The 18,054-nt window shown below is 47.2% G+C and carries 15 protein-coding genes; 10 read left to right on the forward strand and 5 right to left on the reverse strand.

Translation table 11 applies throughout. The annotated features are described in order from the left end of the window. The 3 genes from ACLFWI_RS11130 to ppk1 all read left to right on the forward strand — a co-directional run. A partial coding sequence (locus ACLFWI_RS11130) for a tetratricopeptide repeat protein (protein WP_446413006.1) occupies nucleotides 1–360 on the forward strand: 360 nt, incomplete at its 5' end. Between the two features lie 77 nt (nucleotides 361–437). Then, nucleotides 438–1,469, forward strand: a complete 1,032-nt coding sequence (locus tag ACLFWI_RS11135) for an L-histidine N(alpha)-methyltransferase (protein ID WP_446413007.1) — start codon at nucleotides 438–440, stop codon at nucleotides 1,467–1,469. Nucleotides 1,470–1,594: 125 nt separating this feature from the next. After that, nucleotides 1,595–3,739, forward strand: a complete 2,145-nt coding sequence (ppk1, locus tag ACLFWI_RS11140) for a polyphosphate kinase 1 (RefSeq protein ID WP_446413008.1) — start codon at nucleotides 1,595–1,597, stop codon at nucleotides 3,737–3,739. Nucleotides 3,740–3,905: 166 nt separating this feature from the next. Here ppk1 and ACLFWI_RS11145 read toward each other — a convergent pair whose 3' ends face one another. From ACLFWI_RS11145 to ACLFWI_RS11160, 4 genes are all read right to left on the reverse strand, one after another. Continuing rightward, nucleotides 3,906–5,210: a pentapeptide repeat-containing protein gene (locus ACLFWI_RS11145; protein WP_446413009.1), complete on the reverse strand. Its 1,305-nt coding sequence runs from the start codon at nucleotides 5,208–5,210 to the stop codon at nucleotides 3,906–3,908. A 367-nt stretch (nucleotides 5,211–5,577) separates the two neighbouring features. Then, nucleotides 5,578–5,928 carry a ribulose bisphosphate carboxylase small subunit gene (locus ACLFWI_RS11150; RefSeq protein WP_446413010.1) on the reverse strand — a complete coding sequence of 117 codons (351 nt, stop codon included), beginning with the start codon at nucleotides 5,926–5,928 and terminating at the stop codon, nucleotides 5,578–5,580. Nucleotides 5,929–6,005: 77 nt separating this feature from the next. Continuing rightward, complete coding sequence (gene rcbX, locus ACLFWI_RS11155; protein WP_446413011.1) at nucleotides 6,006–6,395, reverse strand: RuBisCO chaperone RbcX; 390 nt, start codon at nucleotides 6,393–6,395, stop codon at nucleotides 6,006–6,008. An 85-nt stretch (nucleotides 6,396–6,480) separates the two neighbouring features. Next, entirely contained in the window at nucleotides 6,481–7,911 is a 1,431-nt protein-coding gene (locus ACLFWI_RS11160) for a form I ribulose bisphosphate carboxylase large subunit (RefSeq protein WP_446413012.1), read from the reverse strand. Nucleotides 7,912–8,551: 640 nt separating this feature from the next. Between ACLFWI_RS11160 and ACLFWI_RS11165 the strand changes: the two genes are divergently transcribed. Together ACLFWI_RS11165 and panB are read left to right on the forward strand one after the other, a co-directional pair. Then, nucleotides 8,552–9,679 (forward strand): ligand-binding sensor domain-containing protein, encoded by a 1,128-nt coding sequence (locus tag ACLFWI_RS11165; RefSeq protein ID WP_446413013.1) that lies wholly within the window; start codon nucleotides 8,552–8,554, stop codon nucleotides 9,677–9,679. A gap of 183 nt (nucleotides 9,680–9,862) precedes the next feature. Beyond that, nucleotides 9,863–10,645, forward strand: a complete 783-nt coding sequence (gene panB, locus ACLFWI_RS11170) for a 3-methyl-2-oxobutanoate hydroxymethyltransferase (RefSeq protein WP_446413014.1) — start codon at nucleotides 9,863–9,865, stop codon at nucleotides 10,643–10,645. Nucleotides 10,646–10,669: 24 nt separating this feature from the next. Here the strand turns inward: panB and ACLFWI_RS11175 are convergent, their stop codons facing one another. After that, nucleotides 10,670–10,927 (reverse strand): DUF7219 family protein, encoded by a 258-nt coding sequence (locus tag ACLFWI_RS11175; protein WP_446413015.1) that lies wholly within the window; start codon nucleotides 10,925–10,927, stop codon nucleotides 10,670–10,672. Nucleotides 10,928–11,355: 428 nt separating this feature from the next. Here ACLFWI_RS11175 and purC point away from each other — a divergent pair, with 428 nt between their 5' ends. From purC to lpxA, 5 genes are all read left to right on the forward strand, one after another. Further along, entirely contained in the window at nucleotides 11,356–12,090 is a 735-nt protein-coding gene (gene purC, locus ACLFWI_RS11180) for a phosphoribosylaminoimidazolesuccinocarboxamide synthase (RefSeq protein ID WP_446413016.1), read from the forward strand. A gap of 331 nt (nucleotides 12,091–12,421) precedes the next feature. Continuing rightward, entirely contained in the window at nucleotides 12,422–15,106 is a 2,685-nt protein-coding gene (locus ACLFWI_RS11185) for a BamA/TamA family outer membrane protein (protein ID WP_446413017.1), read from the forward strand. Between the two features lie 144 nt (nucleotides 15,107–15,250). Further along, entirely contained in the window at nucleotides 15,251–16,180 is a 930-nt protein-coding gene (gene lpxC / locus ACLFWI_RS11190) for a UDP-3-O-acyl-N-acetylglucosamine deacetylase (protein ID WP_446413018.1), read from the forward strand. Nucleotides 16,181–16,347: 167 nt separating this feature from the next. Then, the gene (gene fabZ, locus ACLFWI_RS11195; protein ID WP_446413019.1) at nucleotides 16,348–16,860 is read left to right on the forward strand and encodes a 3-hydroxyacyl-ACP dehydratase FabZ; all 513 of its coding nucleotides are present in this window, start codon (nucleotides 16,348–16,350) and stop codon (nucleotides 16,858–16,860) included. A 368-nt stretch (nucleotides 16,861–17,228) separates the two neighbouring features. After that, the coding region (lpxA, locus tag ACLFWI_RS11200; protein ID WP_446413020.1) for an acyl-ACP--UDP-N-acetylglucosamine O-acyltransferase at nucleotides 17,229–18,054 on the forward strand (826 nt) is incomplete at its 3' end.

Genomic DNA, 18,054 nt, shown 5'->3' on the forward strand with positions numbered 1-18,054 from the left:
GCGATCGCATATTACCAACAAAGCCTTGAACTCTGTGAACAATTAGATAAACAGCAGAGTTTAGCTTCAGTGTGGTACGGGTTAGCTCATTGCTATCGCAACAGGGGAGAGTATGAAAAAGCCATAGAGTGTCAACAAAAAGATTTAGCCATTCTCCAGCAGCTAGATGACCAACCCAATATCGCTTTAGCCTACTATCGGTTGGGTTTAATGTATCAAAATTTGCATAAATATGAAGATGCTATAACACATCACAAACAAAGCCTTGAGAGTTATAAGCAATTAGACATGTACCGCATAGCAGAGCAAACTGCTGTAATGGTGCGTTACGCTTTGCTAACACACCCTACATATTGTTAAAATTTTGCTTGCTATTTAATGGTGCAAGATGTAACGTTGATGCACTAAAGTGCTTACTACGAACTCAAAAAACATCAATGTGTGAATCTCAGCAAAATCCTATCCTTCGCACCACCCAGCCCAGTGCTGAGTTTTACTCGATTTTCTCAAACGCCGAAATCTTAGATATTATTCAAACCTTAGCCACCCGACGCGAAATTAGCCTTAAATATTCTTACAAAGGTCAAGGCGCAACTATCTGGGATAAATTTTATCTCAACTATCTGCGCCCACGCTGGTATCGACCCGTTAATCGAGAAATTGCTCTGTTAAATGCTAATTTTGAAGTGATCACGAGCAAAATTGAAGCGGTAAAAACTGTTAATATTATCGATGTCGGCGCGGGTAATTCCTATCCCGTCAAACAATTTATCCGTCGGCTGAATCGCTTCGGCAAAATTACTCGATATATCGCCTTAGACATTAGCGACGACTTACTCAAGGTATCCCAGCAAAATATAAAAAAATGGTTTCCTCACATCGAATTCATCAGCGACAAGATTGACATCGAAAAACATTCATTATCCCAAACCTTGTCAAACCATCAGGTTAACCTAAAAACTGACGATACTGCCCAAATCATATTACATTTAGGCGTAACCATGGGTAATCATCACAATAGAACCGCTGTCCTGAAAAATTTTAGAGATAGCATAGGAAAATATGATGTCCTCGTGTTCACTAACGAAATTGGTTCTAACTCCCAATGGGATGGAACGGTGAGAGGGGGGTTAAAGTATCATGTGGATCAAGTCTATGCTTGGGTGAAAACTGCGATGGGAATTCAAGCTGAAGATTGTGAACTGGTGCGAAAGTATGATTATAAAACTAATAGTATTGTGGCGACGATTAAATTTAGTCAGAACTATCGGATAAATTTTAGGTTAATGGGAGAGGATAAATGTCTTGAAATTGCTGAAGGTGAAGAGATTACGATTTGGAGACAGCATAAGTTTGAAATCTCTGAACTGGTGCAAGAAATAAAACAGGCTGGACTCCAACTTATCCACTACAAGACTGACAAATATTCATCAAATATTATAGTAATTTGTGAGATTGATAAGCTTTGACAATTCCTCGAATATTATGGTAATTTGTGAGATTGATAAGCTGTCAGTCTACTGATAGTATTTATACTGACATCCTACCCGCGCCAGAAAAAGCGAACGGATGGTGCACCGTTTCCCTAATAATCATGGCTAAGAAATCGAAGACAACGACCGAGGTTAGTCTGAGAGACCCTAAATACTACTTCAACCGGGAACTCAGTTGGTTGGAATTTAATGATCGCGTCTTGCATGAAGCCCTCGATTCCCGAACCCCACTGCTGGAACGCTTGAAGTTTCTGGCGATCTTTAGTGCAAACCTGGATGAATTCTTTATGGTTCGGGTGGCGGGTTTGAAGCAGCAGGTGGAGGCGGGGGTGACATCCCTAACTGCCGATGGTCGCACACCTAGCGATCAATTGGATGGGATTAATCAGCGGTTACTTCCCATGGTCAAGGAACAACATGAACATTTTGAACAAATCCTGCGACCATTATTGGCACAACAGAAGATCTACCTGTTGGAGTACATGGATTTGAACTCCGAACAGCGGACTTATTTGCAAAACTACTTTGAGGAGCAAATTTTTCCGGTGCTGACGCCGCTAGCGGTTGACCCTAGCCACCCCTTCCCCTATATTTCCAACCTGAGTCTGAATCTAGCGGTGGTGGTCAAAGATCCTGAGCAGGGCGAGGAATTTTTTGCCCGGGTAAAAGTTCCCAAAGTCTTGCCTCGATTTGTCGCCCTTCCCGAACCGTTGCGAGAACGGCAAAAGGGAAAACCAGCCCTCTGGATGGGCGTTCCCCTCGAACAGGTGATTGCCCATAATTTAGAGTTTCTGTTTCCGGGGATGAATATCCAAGAATATCATCCGTTTCGGATTACTCGCAATGCCGACTTAGCCGTCGAGGAAGATGAAGCAGATGACCTACTTTTAGCAATTGAAGAGGGACTGCGGAAACGACGCTTAGGGGGTTCAGCCGTCCGCATGGAAATTCATGCGACTGTACCCGAAACCTTACGGAAAACGCTGATGGGGGAGATGGGACTCCAGGAAAGCGATGTCTACGAAATTGACGGCTTATTGGGACTAGGGGATCTGATGTCATTTATGGGATTACCCCTACCGGAACTCAAAGACACACCCTGGACACCCGTCATGCCCGTCGAGTTGCGATCGCTCTCTGAGGAAGATGGGGATGACTTCTTTAATATTATTCGCCAACGGGATTTATTTGTCCACCATCCCTACCATTCCTTTAGCGGTACAGTACAGCGATTTATTACCCAGGCGGCGGATGACCCAAACGTACTGGCGATTAAAATGACACTCTATCGCACCTCTGGCGATTCCCCAATTGTCAACGCTTTGATTAAAGCCGCCGAAAATGGCAAGCAGGTGGCAGTTTTGGTGGAATTAAAAGCCCGTTTTGATGAAGAGAATAATATTCTCTGGGCGCGTAAGCTAGAACAAGCTGGGGTTCATGTAGTTTATGGGATTATTAAGTTAAAAACCCATACCAAAATAGTGCTGGTGGTGCGTCAAGACGAGAAGAGGATTCGCCGCTATGTTCATATTGGCACGGGAAACTATAACCCCAAAACCGCCCGAATTTACACCGATTTAGGACTTCTTAGTTGTCGTGAGGATTTAGGCGCAGATTTAACCGATTTATTTAATTTCCTGACTGGATACTCCCGCCAGCGCTCCTATCGCAAGCTATTAGTCGCCCCGGTGAATTTACGCGATCGCATGACGACGATGATTCAGCGGGAAATCGAGCATTGTCGCCAGGGAAACACAGGGCGCATTGTTGCCAAAATGAATTCTTTAGTCGATCCTAAGATTATCGCTACCCTCTACGAAGCCTCCCAAGCCGGCGTACAAATTGATTTAATTGTCAGGGGAATTTGCTGTTTGCGTCCTGGTGTCGTAGGCGTTAGCGATAATATTCGCGTAATTAGTATTGTCGGTCGCTTTTTAGAACATTCGCGGATTTATTACTTCTATAATCAGGGTAATGAACAAGTTTATATTGGCAGCGCTGACTGGATGCGTCGCAACTTAGACCGACGAGTTGAGGCGATTACACCGATAGAAGATCCAGAGATTATCAAAGATTTGCAAGAAATCCTAGCCATTATGATGGCAGATAATCGCCAAGCTTGGGAATTACAACCTGATGGACGTTATATCCAACGTCAACCGGAGGATGCCAAAGAGCAATGCGCTCAAAATATTTTAATGGAGATGGCGAAGGAATCAGCAAAGGAGGCGGCGGGAATGGCATAGTTAGGGACTGCTGAATAAGTCTTGTGGTGGGGTTAGAGAGCAGGGGGAGCAGGGGGAGCAGAGGGAGCAATGGTACATTTTCGGTGATTCTATCGCCATAGTTTTGATAGATAAGCCTAAAAGCAGCATCTTCCCCATCTCCCCCATCTTCCCCTCACCTCATCCCTTATTTCCACTCTGCGATCGCAGGCAGTAAAATCCGGCTCAGAGGATGCTCGATATACTCTTGCAGTCTGGTAATTCCGGCGCTTTGTACCGCTTCTATCACCCTGGATTTTAGAGAACGATTACTCTCAATCTGTTTAATCGCGGCGGCGACAGCAATTACTTTTTCTAATGGTGTACTTGTCGGGCAAGTTTGGCTCAATTCCTGCAAAAGTTGCTGAATTTCTGCGGCGACTTCTGACCATTTAGGTTGGGAAAGATTTTGATCCAGTTGTTCTAGGATTCGGTGAACTTCGGATACCGCCTGTTGTAGATTCGGTGGGATAGTCGGGCTGTCACTTTGGCAAGGAGACGGGGGACTTGGGTCTGTTCCCTGGGAAACGCTAGGTGTTACGGTATCATAAACGGGCGGTTGAATATCTACTTTAATCGGCGGTGCGCCAGTCGTTGCGGTGTAATTGACAGGCGATTGGTGGGGCTGTTGGATTTCAACTTTCACCTCGGGTGTACTAGCGGATACATTCGGGTTTGGAGTTGGAGAAGCTTGAACTGGAGCAACCTCTGGACTAACTTTGACTTGAACAGTGTTAAGATGCTGACGCCATAACTGAGTAAACTCTCCCGGAGCAAAACTTCCCTGATTGGGATGGCGTTTTTGTTGACCCGTTTGCAAGTAAATATAATCACAAATTACTTCGTCCAAGTTGGTGGTGCTGTTGATTTGCCAGTCCTGCAAACAGGTTCCCGTTAAGATAGCTTTGTTAAAGTTTGCCGATAAGACTTGGGTTTTTTCTAAATTGGCTTCACTGAGATTTGCCATCCGCAGATTCGCTTCACTTAAATTTGCCACTTGCAGATTCGCTTCACTCAAATTAGCTCCACTGAGGTTAGCCATCCGCAGATTCGCTTCACTTAAATTTGCCCCACTGAGGTTAGCAATTCTCAGATTCGCTTCACTCAGGTTAACCGCCGTAAGATTAGCATCAATAAAGTTGACTAAGGTTAAATAAGCTCCGTTTAAATCCGTACCCGTCAGGTTAGCTAGATTTAGGTTAACCCCTCTCAGGTTAGCACCCCGGAGATCGGCGCTCCTGAGATCTGCACCCTGGAGATTCGCATCACTGAGATTTGCCATCCTCAAATCAGCATTCTCAAGGTTCACCCCACTCAAGTTTGCTTCATTGAGATTAGCTCTACTTAGCTGTGACTGACTCAAATCGGGTACGAGTTGTGGATTCTCTTCCCGCCACTGATTCCAGGTTTCTACGCCTTGCTTGAGCAAAGCCGCATGTTCTTCATTTGCCATTGACTGCTAACCTCTTCAGTTGCCCTTTTGTCGCAGCTTAGCTCAAGAAAACAGTAACCTACAAGAGTGTAGAGAGGCGCCATGGCGCTTGAGGATACAAAAATCCAACAAAATGAATTTGAGTGTCCTCTACCTTGTAAAAAAAGAGAGGTAATCAAACCTCTCCTTCCTATCTCAGCAGATTATAAGCCTTTGCTACTTATACCGAGTTGCGTTCTATCATGTCTAGGAACAGCGTTGCGTGAAGCTTTCGCTATAGCGAGGAACGAGATACGCGAATCTGGACAGATGCGCGAGTTACTGTTCCTTCGCTTCGCTCAGGACTCCGCGAACCATGACAAATTATATCTTAGACTGCAACTTGGTATTAGTAGTAACCTCGGCTACGACCACTTTCACCGGGCTTATAGATAATAAAGCTTAAAACTTGGCACTGCTTAATGTTATCAAAACCCACAACGCGGATATAGTTGTCGCGATAGTCAGACCGACAAGCATCTACCTCAGCCATAACTTCTTTAGCAGAAGTGGCGTTGAACAGGGGAAGTTTCCACATTGTCCAGTAGTGCTGTGTCGGTTCAGAGCTTTCGCTAAATTCGATCGCGGGAATATAACCCTGTTCCAAAATGTACTCAACCTGTCTGACAATTTGCTGATCGCTCAGAGGCGGCAAATAAGACAAAGTTTCGTAACGGCGCTCTTTCGGTAACGTTTGCATGGGTAATTCTGTAATGGTTGTGTTTTTGAAATCCGGGTATGCCAGCAGATGACAAGAGTACCCGGTTGAATTGCCAACTAGGTGTCCGAATCAGTTTGCTGTTCGGTTGAGGCTGGGTGTTCAGAGAGACTGAGTTGCGTCATTCGCTCCAGATACTGACGTCGATATTCCATATTCGACTGCTGAATATTCGTGCGAACCATTTCGGGCAAGAAGTCTGCCACTTCCTCAGCTAGAAGCTGTCGCACAGTCATAATCCGAAACGCCAGTTCTTGTTTTTCCACCAAGAGTGCTTGGAGATATGCGTCTCCATCTTGAACTCCTTGGTTTGCCGAAAAAGAATGCAGCCACAGCGCCTGGGGTGGGTCAGTTTCACCCAATTGATCCAGGACAGTCCGCAGTGCTTGGTAGGTCATGTAATTGGTAAGCACTTTGGCTGTATCTTTGGCAACTCTTTTTAGATCCATAATCTGATCCCAGCCTTCTAATAGCATGAAGTATTGATGATGAAGTATGAAGTTTCACACTTCATACTTCACACTTCATACAGAATCAGACGGTATCAACCGCTTCATACTCGAACTTGATTTCCTTCCAAAGTTCGCAAGCCGCCGCTAATTCAGGACTCCATTTAGCCGCTTCGCGGATAACATCGCCACCTTCACGCATCAGGTTGCGTCCTTCATTACGGGCTTGAATGCAAGCTTCTAAGGCGACACGGTTAGCCGTTGCACCGGGAGCATTGCCCCATGGGTGACCCAGGGTACCACCACCGAATTGCAGGCAAGAATCATCGCCAAAGATTTCCACCAGGGCGGGCATGTGCCAAACGTGGATACCACCAGATGCCACAGGCATGACACCGGGCATGGATGCCCAGTCTTGGGTGAAGTAAATACCGCGTTCGCGATCGCGCTCGATATGATCTTCCCGCATCAGGTCAACAAAACCCATGGTGATGCCTTTTTCACCTTCAAGCTTACCCACAACAGTACCAGAGTGGAGGTGGTCACCACCAGACATCCGCAAGCACTTCGCCAGCACCCGGAAGTGGATTCCGTGAACCTTCTGACGGTCAATTACTGCGTGCATCGCCCGGTGGATGTGCAGCAGTAGACCGTTGCTACGGCACCATTTTGCCAAGGTGGTGTTCGCAGTGAAGCCACCTGTCAGGTAATCATGCATGACGATCGGCGTACCCAGTTCTTTAGCGAACTCAGCCCGCTCCATCATTTGTTCGCAGGTGGGGGCGGTGACATTCAGGTAGTGACCTTTAACTTCACCGGTTTCCGCCTGGGCTTTTTCAATTGCCTCTTGCACAAACAGGAAGCGATCGCGCCAGCGCATGAAGGGCTGGGAGTTGATGTTTTCGTCGTCTTTGGTGAAGTCTAGACCGCCGCGCAGACACTCATAAACGGCACGACCATAGTTCTTCGCCGACAGACCCAACTTGGGCTTAATCGTGCAACCTAACAGAGGACGCCCGTACTTATTCAACTTATCGCGCTCAACCACGATACCGTGAGGCGGTCCTTGGAACGTCTTCAGATAAGCGACAGGAACCCGCAAATCTTCGAGACGCAGGGCTTTGAGAGCTTTAAATCCAAACACATTCCCCACGATGGAGGTCAGCATGTTGGTAACCGAACCCTCTTCAAATAGATCCAAGGGGTAGGCAACGTAGCAGATATACTGATTATCTTCGCCACGAACTGGCTCTACTTCATAGCAACGACCTTTGTAGCGATCCAGGTCAGTTAACAAGTCTGTCCATACCGTTGTCCATGTCCCGGTGGAAGACTCTGCTGCTACCGCTGCACCCGCTTCTTCCGGGGGAACTCCCGGCTGCGGCGTCATCCGGAAAGCTGCCAGAATATCTGTATCTTTAGGAGTGTAATCCGGAGTATAATACGTTAATTTATAATCCTTGACCCCGGCATCATACCCAGCCTTTGACTGAGTTTTTGTTTTAGCGTAAGACATGTTTTCCTTCCTTAGGAACTACTGAATGTTGCGATCGGCTAAATCCATAAACATTATTAACGATTTTACGCCCTTAGTTAAGCCCTAAAATCGCTAAAATGACTCTGAAACTTAGCCCCGATTGGGTGCATCCCCACACCCAACCTGCTCGCATTTGTTTTTGGTCTCTGAATTACCTATTATCCGCCATTTTGGGTCAAAAAACTTGACTGAGCCAAGACATTTTTTTATTGAGCGGATCAGGCAAGAGCTATTATCCCACATCACCAAACAAACTATTGCTTGACGTGGGCTTCTCTTCCCTTCTGGCTTTAGCTAATCCGGCAATTCATTTCACGCCAAGTTAAACAACCATAGCATGTTAACGAAGCAGCACGTCATGCAGCTCCTTGCCAGACCCGTTAAATTTTCAGCAACGTTGTTAATATACCAAATAATTCAATAAGTTTAACTTCAAATATTCTTGATAATTGTATAAGGTACTGTTATTAATCAACGAAACGTAAATTTATGTTAAATTTTTGTTACAAACTAACCAAATTGGCACATATTAAGGTAAAGATTCTATAGTCCAGGCTGTACCATCACTCTTTAATATGGATATAGATATCGAAAAACTATCCAAATCGTCTCAGACAACATGGCGTCTTTGAATGCCCCGATTCGTCTTTTCATCGGTGCTACCCTGCTAGGGTTGGGGTTGCCCCTGCCAAGGCTAATCTCTCCTCTAGGGGTAGGGACTGATCCGACCCTAGTGCTAGCACAAGTGACCCTAGCTCAAACCGAACTGAGGACAGCCCCCGACTATCTAGGTGCGCCCCCTCCCCCTGGAGATGCCCCGTTACCTCCCGAACGCTTGCGGCGAGAAGTCGAACCCCTACCCACCGATTTTCGCGTTCCGGCTTTGCAACCCGACTACACAGGTGATCTCTGGGTGGGAACCTACTCAGGACTTGCCCGAATTGAGCCGAACACTGGACGCCTGAAAGCCCGTGTTGATTTACCCAACTACACCATTGACGCCTTAGCCCAAGACCGGGTTGGACGAATTTGGCTGGGAACGTATGAAGGATTGTTACGAGTAGATCCTCGGAGTAACGAAGTTACCGCACAAAACTTTACATTACCCTCAAATCGGGTCTTATCCTTACAAGTTGATCGGCGCGGGTATCTCTGGGTAGGAAGCGATCGCGGTTTAGCTATGATTAGTCCTGACCAAGGATTATTAATGACCACAGTGCAAGAACTCCCTGGTGTTAGCGCCAATGCTTTGATATTAGATGAAGAAGGTCAACTGTGGGTGGGTACATTAGAAGGATTAGTGCAAATCGATACCGCCAGCGCCTTGATCATTCGGCGGATTGGTAATTTACCTGGAACCATTGTCCAATCCCTAACCACCGGACCCGATGGTAAGCTGTGGGTGGGAACTCCCAGTAGTCTGTTGGTGATTGACCCCAACAACCCCTTTGGTGAACCGCGTTCGGTGACACCATTACGGGGACGTAGTGTAACAGCGGTGCGCTTTGCTCTAGATGGTAGTGTTTGGGTGGGTACGGAAAGTGGCTTATTAAAAATCCGAGCGGAAACGGGAGCGGTGTTAGGTGAACTGTCGAATCTTCCCTCAGACTATATTCTGTCCCTTTCCCCAGATGTAGGAAATAAATTATGGGTGGGAACGACGGAAGGACTAGCCTGGGTTAGCCTATCCACGGGTCAAGTCAGACCCCATTTAGCGTTCGTTAAGAATCCACCAGAGACGTTTTAGTTTTTGGTCATTTGTCATTGGTCATTGGTCATTTGTCATTTATTTGGGAAGTCATCATTCATAATTTAGACGGGGCGGGTTTAGTTCCGGTAGTGGTTTGAGTTTAAACGTTATCGGTAAAACCCGCCCCTACACAGTCACACACCATGTCATCGAGGATCGCCAAGGATCACAATTCACCCAATGGTCAATATCCAGCAACTGAAACAATGGAAACAACAAGGGCGTCCGTTGGTCGTCTTGACCGCTTGGGATTATGCGATCGCGCAATTACTAGATGCGGCGGGAGTGGATATTATTCTGGTTGGGGATTCCTTGGGAATGGTCACCTTGGGGTATGAGACGACATTACCTGTGACCTTGGACGAGATGCTGCACCATGCTAAAGCCGTGCGTCGGGGGGTAAAACAGGCATTCGTGGTGTGCGATTTACCCTTTTTAAGTTATCAAGAAAGTCTCCAACAAGCGATGCACTCGGCGGGTCGGGTATTGAAGGAAACCGGGGCGCAGGCGGTGAAGTTAGAAGGCGGACATCCAGCCATAGCCCAAACTGTCGCCCATTTAACGACGGCGGGAATTCCGGTGATGGGTCATGTCGGATTGACACCGCAGTCGGTACATCTTCTCGGTTATCGTCAGCAAGGGAAAACAGAAGAGGCGGCGGAGAGGATTTTAGCAGACGCGATCGCCCTTGAGCAAGCGGGTGTTTTTGCCCTGGTTTTAGAGCATATTCCGGCTGATTTGGCTAGGAATATTACACAAACCTTAACAATTCCCACCATTGGTATTGGTGCTGGAGCCGATTGTGATGGACAGGTATTAGTTACCGCCGATTTACTGGGACTTTCGGAACGTCAGCCACCCTTTGCCAAAGTCTATGCGAATTTGCGGCAAGTGATTACTCAGGCGGTGCAAGAGTATAGTCATGATGTGCGAGAGCGACAGTTTCCGGAGGGAAAATATTAATTAGAAGCGGGTCGCCCCTACAGGTTATTTCTCCCTGTCATCCAGACGGAAAGGATGCTGACCAACTGCCAGTTCTTGTTTACTCTGTCTCAAATTATGCCACAACTCTTTAATTTGTTTATAGGCGGCTTCGGGTTCAAGTTTACCTGCTGTTTCTAAGTTGCAGATATAGTTTACTTTTTGGGCGAATTCCTGTAAATTGGCATTAAAAACTAAATTTTCTGGCTTGACATCGCCGTAATAGCGACTGCGCGGATATAAAAACTCATCTCTATCGGTCATTTCGCTCTCCTCTAAAAGCTACTCTTGATCAACTACAATCTAATCCCCCCTCTTTCTCAAAAAACTTAACGATTGCTCCCATCCTTTACTTGGCGGCTATTCCCCACACCCCACACCCCACACCCCATTCTGCACCCATAAAGGGGGGAGTTAACCCAGATTTGGTATAAGTATTGAGTCTAGTCCAGTTCTATGTAGCCAAGACAAACGTTCAAGGACAGCTTCTCAGATGTTTGCCATCCTCAATCTGACTTGTGAATAATTAATGGTACAAATTTTTTAGACTCCCACCACTTACTATTGTAGTGAATCTGGCGTGAATAACCCAGCGCTGCCTTGGGGGACAGGGGTTTGGTGACCAAACCCCTGGGGTTTGGTCACCAAACCCCTACTGCTTAATCGACCATTCTATCGAGCCAACTCTGATTATGTCTAAACCGCAAAAACTATACGAAGGCAAAGCCAAAATCCTTTATCCGACTGAAGATCCAGAGATACTCCTCACCGTCTACAAAGATGATGCGACTGCCTTTAATGCCCAAAAGCGGGGTCAAATCCCAGGTAAAGGCGAAATGAATTGCGCGATCGCAGCTCACTTGTTTAAGTTTCTAGAATCTGTTGGCATTCGTACCCATTTTATTGACTGTCCCACTCCCAACCAGATGCGCGTCAAGCGGGTGACAATTTTGCCCGTGGAGGTCGTGGTCAGGAACATTGCCGCAGGGAGTCTGTGTCAACAAACTGGATTACCCCTGGGCAAAATCCTGCCCCAACCCTTGGTGGAATTCTACTATAAGAAGGACGAATTAGGAGATCCCTTGCTCACCCGCGATCGCTTATTACTCCTAGAACTGGCAACACCCGACCAACTTAACCAGCTAGAACAACTAGCATTACAAGTTAACCAGAGTCTCACCGCCTTTTTTCAAAGCTGCGGCATTACCCTGGTGGACTTTAAGCTAGAATTCGGCATTGATGCCAACCAACAGTTGCTCTTAGCCGATGAAATTAGCCCCGATACCTGTCGTCTGTGGAACCAAGCCGAAACTGATCCCCAACAGCGCGTCATGGACAAAGATCGCTTTCGTCGGGATCTCGGACAGGTTGAACAAGCCTATCAGCAAGTTCTAGAGCGAGTGCTAGCCCAAGACGGCAGACAGTAGAAGGCAGAGGACAGAACGCTGTAAGGTTTATGATGTCTGCTTTTCTTCTGTGCTTGTTAACGGGTAGGTATGGGTAGCTAAGCCGTGGTAGGGGGACTTAATGGCTTCAGAGTAAGCGAGGTGATAAAAATCCTGGTATTTTGTCCTTTATCAGTTTAATGATGACATCTTAAGTTTAAAGCAACTCGAGGTCAGCTCCTAAGTAAACTTAACCAAGCTTGTTCAGTAGCCAATCGCTCAACTGAGTAACAAGCAGTGAACAATGAATAAAAGCTGATCGCAATCCTTGCAATCAACGTGGTGTGTGGACGTGTCAAAAAATCTGAGGATCATGCGCTTATCTCCTTTATTAACGGCAATTCTCGCTGTAACGGCTAGCATTGGTTTATCCAACTCCCCTAGCCATGGGCAAACGACTGACCAGCCTATCCTGGGATTTGACCCCGGTCAACGGGATAGTTTAAGAGAACATGAGAAAACGGGGACGCCAGAACACCCCGACGGAACAACTACTCAAAATTGGCTGAGTGAAGCACTCGAGCAAACCGCAGTAGAAACGACTGATGCGGCAACAGACAGTCCTAGAAGTGAGACAGAATCGACCTCCCAGCCGATTCAGGAAAATCCAGCTACTGATCAAATTGAGCTGGGTTCAACGCCATTAACATCAGTCACACCGACACATCAGGGGGGAGTTGATCACCAGGCTGTCTCTTCTCCTCGATTCGCTCAAGTCATTGACGAAACGACAACAGAAACGACCGAATTGGCAAAAGATAACCCTAGAAATGAGACAGAATCGACCTCCCAACCGATTCAGGAAAATCCAGCTACTGATCAAATTGAGCTGGGTTCAACGCCATTAACATCAGTCACACCGACACATCAGGGGGGAGTTGATCACCAGGCTGTCTCTTCTCCTCGATTCGCTCAAGTCATTGACGAAACGACAACAGAAACGACCGAATTGGCAAAAGATAACCCTAGAAATGAGGCAGAATCGACCTCCCAACCGATTCAGGTCAATTCGACACAATCAACAATTAACCCCATAACCCTAAATCATCTAGCCCTTCATGCCATAGCTGCGCCAAGGTTAACGCCTACGCCTCCCCTAATTGCCCAAGTTCAAGTTCCCCCAACTGACGCACCAACGCCGCCCGCCAATCAGCCAGAACCACGAGTCCTTGTATCCGAAGTCGTTATTGACTTCCAGGATTACACCGGACCCCAAGAGCAACTGGAAAACGAGATTTTTCGAGCGATTAGCACCCGACCCGGATTGGCAACCACTCGCTCTCAGTTACAGCAAGATGTGAATGCTGTCTTTGCCACAGGGTTCTTCAGAAGTGTAGACGTTGTACCCGAAGATACTCCCTTGGGCGTGCGGATTACCTTTGTGGTCGAACCTAACCCCGTACTACGTCAGGTGGCGGTGAATACTGTTCCACCAGAAGCCGAGGCGCGGGTTCTACCTCAGGAGGTGGTTGATCAGATCTTCCAAGAGCAATATGGTGAGATTCTCAACCTGAATGACCTCCAACAAGGCATTCAACGGTTAAACGAATGGTATCAAGAACAGGGGTATGACCTGGCTCAAGTGGTTGATGCCTCAGATGTGAATGATGATGGTATTGTCACCGTGACTGTGGCAGAAGGTGTAATTGAAGAGATTGCCGTCCGCTATCTTGATGAAGAGGGAGAACCGATACTGGGTGAGGAGGGTGAGCAAATTCGCTTACTCACGGCAGAGGATGAACCCATTGGCGGGCGTACCCGTCCCTTTATCATTACGCGAGAGATGCAATTGGATCAGGGTGATGTGTTTAACCGCCAAATTGCTGAACGGGATTTGCGACGTGTTTTTGGTTTAGGACTCTTTGATGACGTGCGCCTTTCCTTTGCCCCGGGAACTGACCCCCGTCGAGTTGTGGTGGTGGTGGATGTGATTGAGAGAAATACAGGCTCCCTGGCGGCTGGGGCGGGAGTTAGCTCTGCCAGTGGCTTATTTGGTACGGTTAGCTATCAGCAGCAAAACCTCGGTGGTAATAATCAAACCCTCGGCGCAGAATTCCAGGTGGGAGAACGCGCCCTACTGTTTGACCTTCGTTTTACAGACCCTTGGATTGCTGGCGATCCCTTCCGCACATCCTACACCGTGAATGCTTTTCGCCGCCGCTCGATTTCCCTGATTTTCGATGGCGGTGACCCCGAGGTCGAACTCCCTAACGGTGACCGTCCCCGTGTGGTGCGTACAGGGGGTGGAATTAATTTTACTCGTCCATTATCCCGCGACCTCTATAGCCGTTCTGAATGGACAGCATCAGCCGGATTTGAATATCAAAACGTGTCGATTCGGGATTCCGATGGTGACCTGACTCCAGAGGATGAACTGGGTAACGATTTAAGCTTCAGTGGTGACGGGACAGATGACCTGTTTAACCTGAAACTGGGGGCGGTGCGCGATCGCCGCAATAATCCCCTACGACCAACGAGTGGTTCTCTGCTCAGATTTGGCGTTGAACAGACGATTCCTATTGGTCAAGGGAGTATCTTTCTCAATCGCCTACGCGGGAGTTACAGTTACTATCTCCCCGTAGAATTTACCAATTTTAGCGAAGGAGCCGAAACCCTCGCCTTTAACGTGCAAGCTGGAACCGCGATCGGAGACTTACCCCCCTACGAAGCCTTTTCTCTGGGTGGTAGTAACTCAGTGCGTGGTTACGATGAGGGAGAAGTGGGTTCAGGTCGCAGCTTTATCCAAGCCACCGCTGAATACCGTTTCCCGATTATCTCTGTGGTGGGCGGTGCTTTATTTGTGGACTTTGGCAGTGATTTAGGTACCGGTAATGATGTACCTGGTGAACCTGCGATCGTTCGCGATAAACCCGGAACTGGCGTTGGTGTCGGGATTGGTATCCGAGTCCAATCTCCCTTGGGTCCGATTCGTGTGGATTATGGGTTTAATGATGAAGGAGACAGCCGTCTCCATTTCGGTATTGGAGAACGCTTTTAATCAACCAGTTTTTACTCTCTCAGTCGGGGCGGGTTTAGTTGCATCTAGGTGAGATAAGAAATGATAGTAGTAAAACCCGCCCCTACACAAAACTGTCTCACTTTCCCAAACAACAGTTCCCCCCTGACATAAGACGAATGACAAATGACAAACTACACCTTGGGTGCTAATTTTGAACGATCAGGTATCGGATTACACAGTGGGATCACTACCACTGTTCGCGTCTTGCCTGCTGCGGCTGGGGCGGGACGCTATTTTGTCCGAGTTGACCTGCCAGGGACGCCTGTGATTCCAGCGCGAGTGGAGGCTGTCTCTAACACCATGCTTTCGACCCAATTGAGGGCTGGAAACAGTGAGAATTCCCTAAGTTCCTCCGACTCAGATGCCACAGTAGGGACAGTAGAACACCTCCTCGCCGCCCTCGCCGCCAGTGGCGTGGACAATGCTTGTATTGAAATAGATGGACAGGAAGTTCCTCTGTTGGATGGTTCGGCGCTGACTTGGGTGAGAACCATTCAGGAGGTAGGAATTGTGGAGAGTGAACATCCCCAAAACTCGTCTCATCTCTCTCTCCTGGCTTCCCCGATTGTTATTGAGGAACCCATCTGGGTTTGTCGAGACGATACCTTTGTCGCCGCCTTACCCGCACCGATGACTCGATTTACCTACGGCATTGATTTTGATAACCCAGCGATTGGCAATCAATGGCATAGCTGGACACCGGAACAGGAGCATTTTGCTGACGCGATCGCACCTGCGCGAACTTTTGGTTTAGCCAACCAAGTTGACCAACTCCGCGATCGCGGTTTAATTAAAGGCGGTAGCTTGGAAAATGCCTTAGTTTGCGGTGATCAAGGATGGTTGAATCCTCCCTTGCGATTTTCAAATGAGCCAGTGCGTCATAAACTTTTAGATTTAGTAGGGGATTTGAGTTTATTGGGGAAATTTCCTGTCGCTCACTTCCTCGCCTACAAAGCCAGTCACAATCTGCATATTCAATTGGCGAGATTACTGGCTCGACAAATCGGCGCTTGGGATGTCAGTCGTCAATCATCAGCCGTCATTGGCAATTGATCACCACTGGCAACTCAACTGAACCCTAACTCATCCAAGTTCCTTGTGCAGTACGGGAAAATAAGTGATCAGTATCCAATCAGCTTGAACTCTGGATGAGTTGACCGATTCACTTAACGAGTCACTGCTCCCTGCTCACCGATACTCATTTTTACCCTAATTTACTCATGTCTACCTTGATTGACGTTAATACTCACGATGATTCCACCGACAATACAGACCCAACTCAGTCTGAGTCATCAACCAAAACAGTTTTCACGGTTGAAGACATTCATAAAATCCTGCCCCATCGTTATCCGTTTGCTTTAGTTGACCGAATTATTGAATATGTTCCGGGAAAGCTAGCGGTTGGCATCAAGAATGTCACCTTTAATGAGCCTTATTTCCAAGGGCATTTTCCGGGACGACCGATGATGCCAGGGGTGATGATTGTAGAAGCAATGGCTCAAGTTGGTGGCATTGTCTTAAAACAAATGGCTGACGTGGATGACGCCTTATTTGTTTTTGCCGGAATTGACAAAGTTCGCTTCCGTCGTCCTGTCGTACCTGGGGATCAACTGATAATGACAACGGAACTCGTCTCCGTCAAGCGCCGTCGTTTTGGAAAGATGCAAGCTCGTGCAGTCGTTGACGATCAGCGAGTTGCAGAAGGGGAATTGATGTTTTCTCTAGTTGAATAGCTGCCAATTGCGCTATCCCAAATTAGGGTTAGCGCTCCTAAATTCATGATCCTGTCGCACTGGAAAACATAGAGGCGTCGGTATAGATGATTATACCTGAAATTTCTGCGATCGCTTAACCTTACATTTAATCCTACAGCTCACCCAAATTTAGTATGTCCCCCGTTCAACCTCTCTTTAACGTAAGTAGGTTAGTGGAAATAGACTCAACTATCTTAAGTGATGTAAATAACCCTCAAACCCTTACAAAAGACATAAACGTAGCTTGCTTTTCAAGGAAGCGAGTATGACAAATGACCAATGACCAATGACGAATGACAAACCTCACCTACTTACCAGCCTGTTCACCATTCAAATAGGATCGCTATATGGCAACAACACTGATTCATCCTACTGCTGTAATCCACCCTGGTGCCCAACTCCATCCGACAGTTCAAATTGGTGCTTATGCGGTCATTGGTGATAATGTAAAAGTTGGTTCACAGACGAAGATTGGGGCACATGCGGTTCTAGAAGGACCGACGGAAATTGGCGCGAGAAACCAAATATTTCCTGGGGCAGCTATTGGCTTAGAACCGCAAGACTTAAAATATGATGGGGCACCAAGTTGGGTCAGGATTGGTGATGATAATCGGATTCGGGAATATGTCACCATTAACCGAGCAACGGGTGCAGGAGAAGCGACAGTTATTGGCGATCGCAATTTGTTGATGGCTTATGTTCACGTTGCTCACAATTGCGTGTTAGAAAACTCTGTAGTTATCGCTAATGGAGTCGCCTTAGCGGGTCATGTTCATATTGAAACAAAAGCAACCATTGGTGGCGTTTTAGGCATTCATCAATTTGTCCACATTGGACGTCTGGCAATGGTTGGCGGAATGAGTCGCATTGACCGAGATGTACCCCCTTATATGTTAGTAGAAGGCAACCCCGCACGAGTGCGATCGCTCAATTTAGTTGGTCTCAAAAGAGCGGGAATCAACGGCGAGTCTCTGGGAGACTTAAAAAAGGCATTTCAGACACTCTATCGCTCTGATTACACCTTCAATCAAGCTGTAGAACAACTCCATCTAATATCTGAGCATGAACAGGTACAGCACCTACGCCTATTCTTAGAGCGATCGCAATTACCTGGGCGGCGTGGTTCGATTCCAGGGCGTCGTTTTCATCATAGTCAAGACACGGAGAAGTGTT

The sequence above is a fragment of the Coleofasciculus sp. genome (assembly GCF_046539235.1).
Classification (GTDB): Bacteria; Cyanobacteriota; Cyanobacteriia; order Cyanobacteriales; family Coleofasciculaceae; genus Coleofasciculus.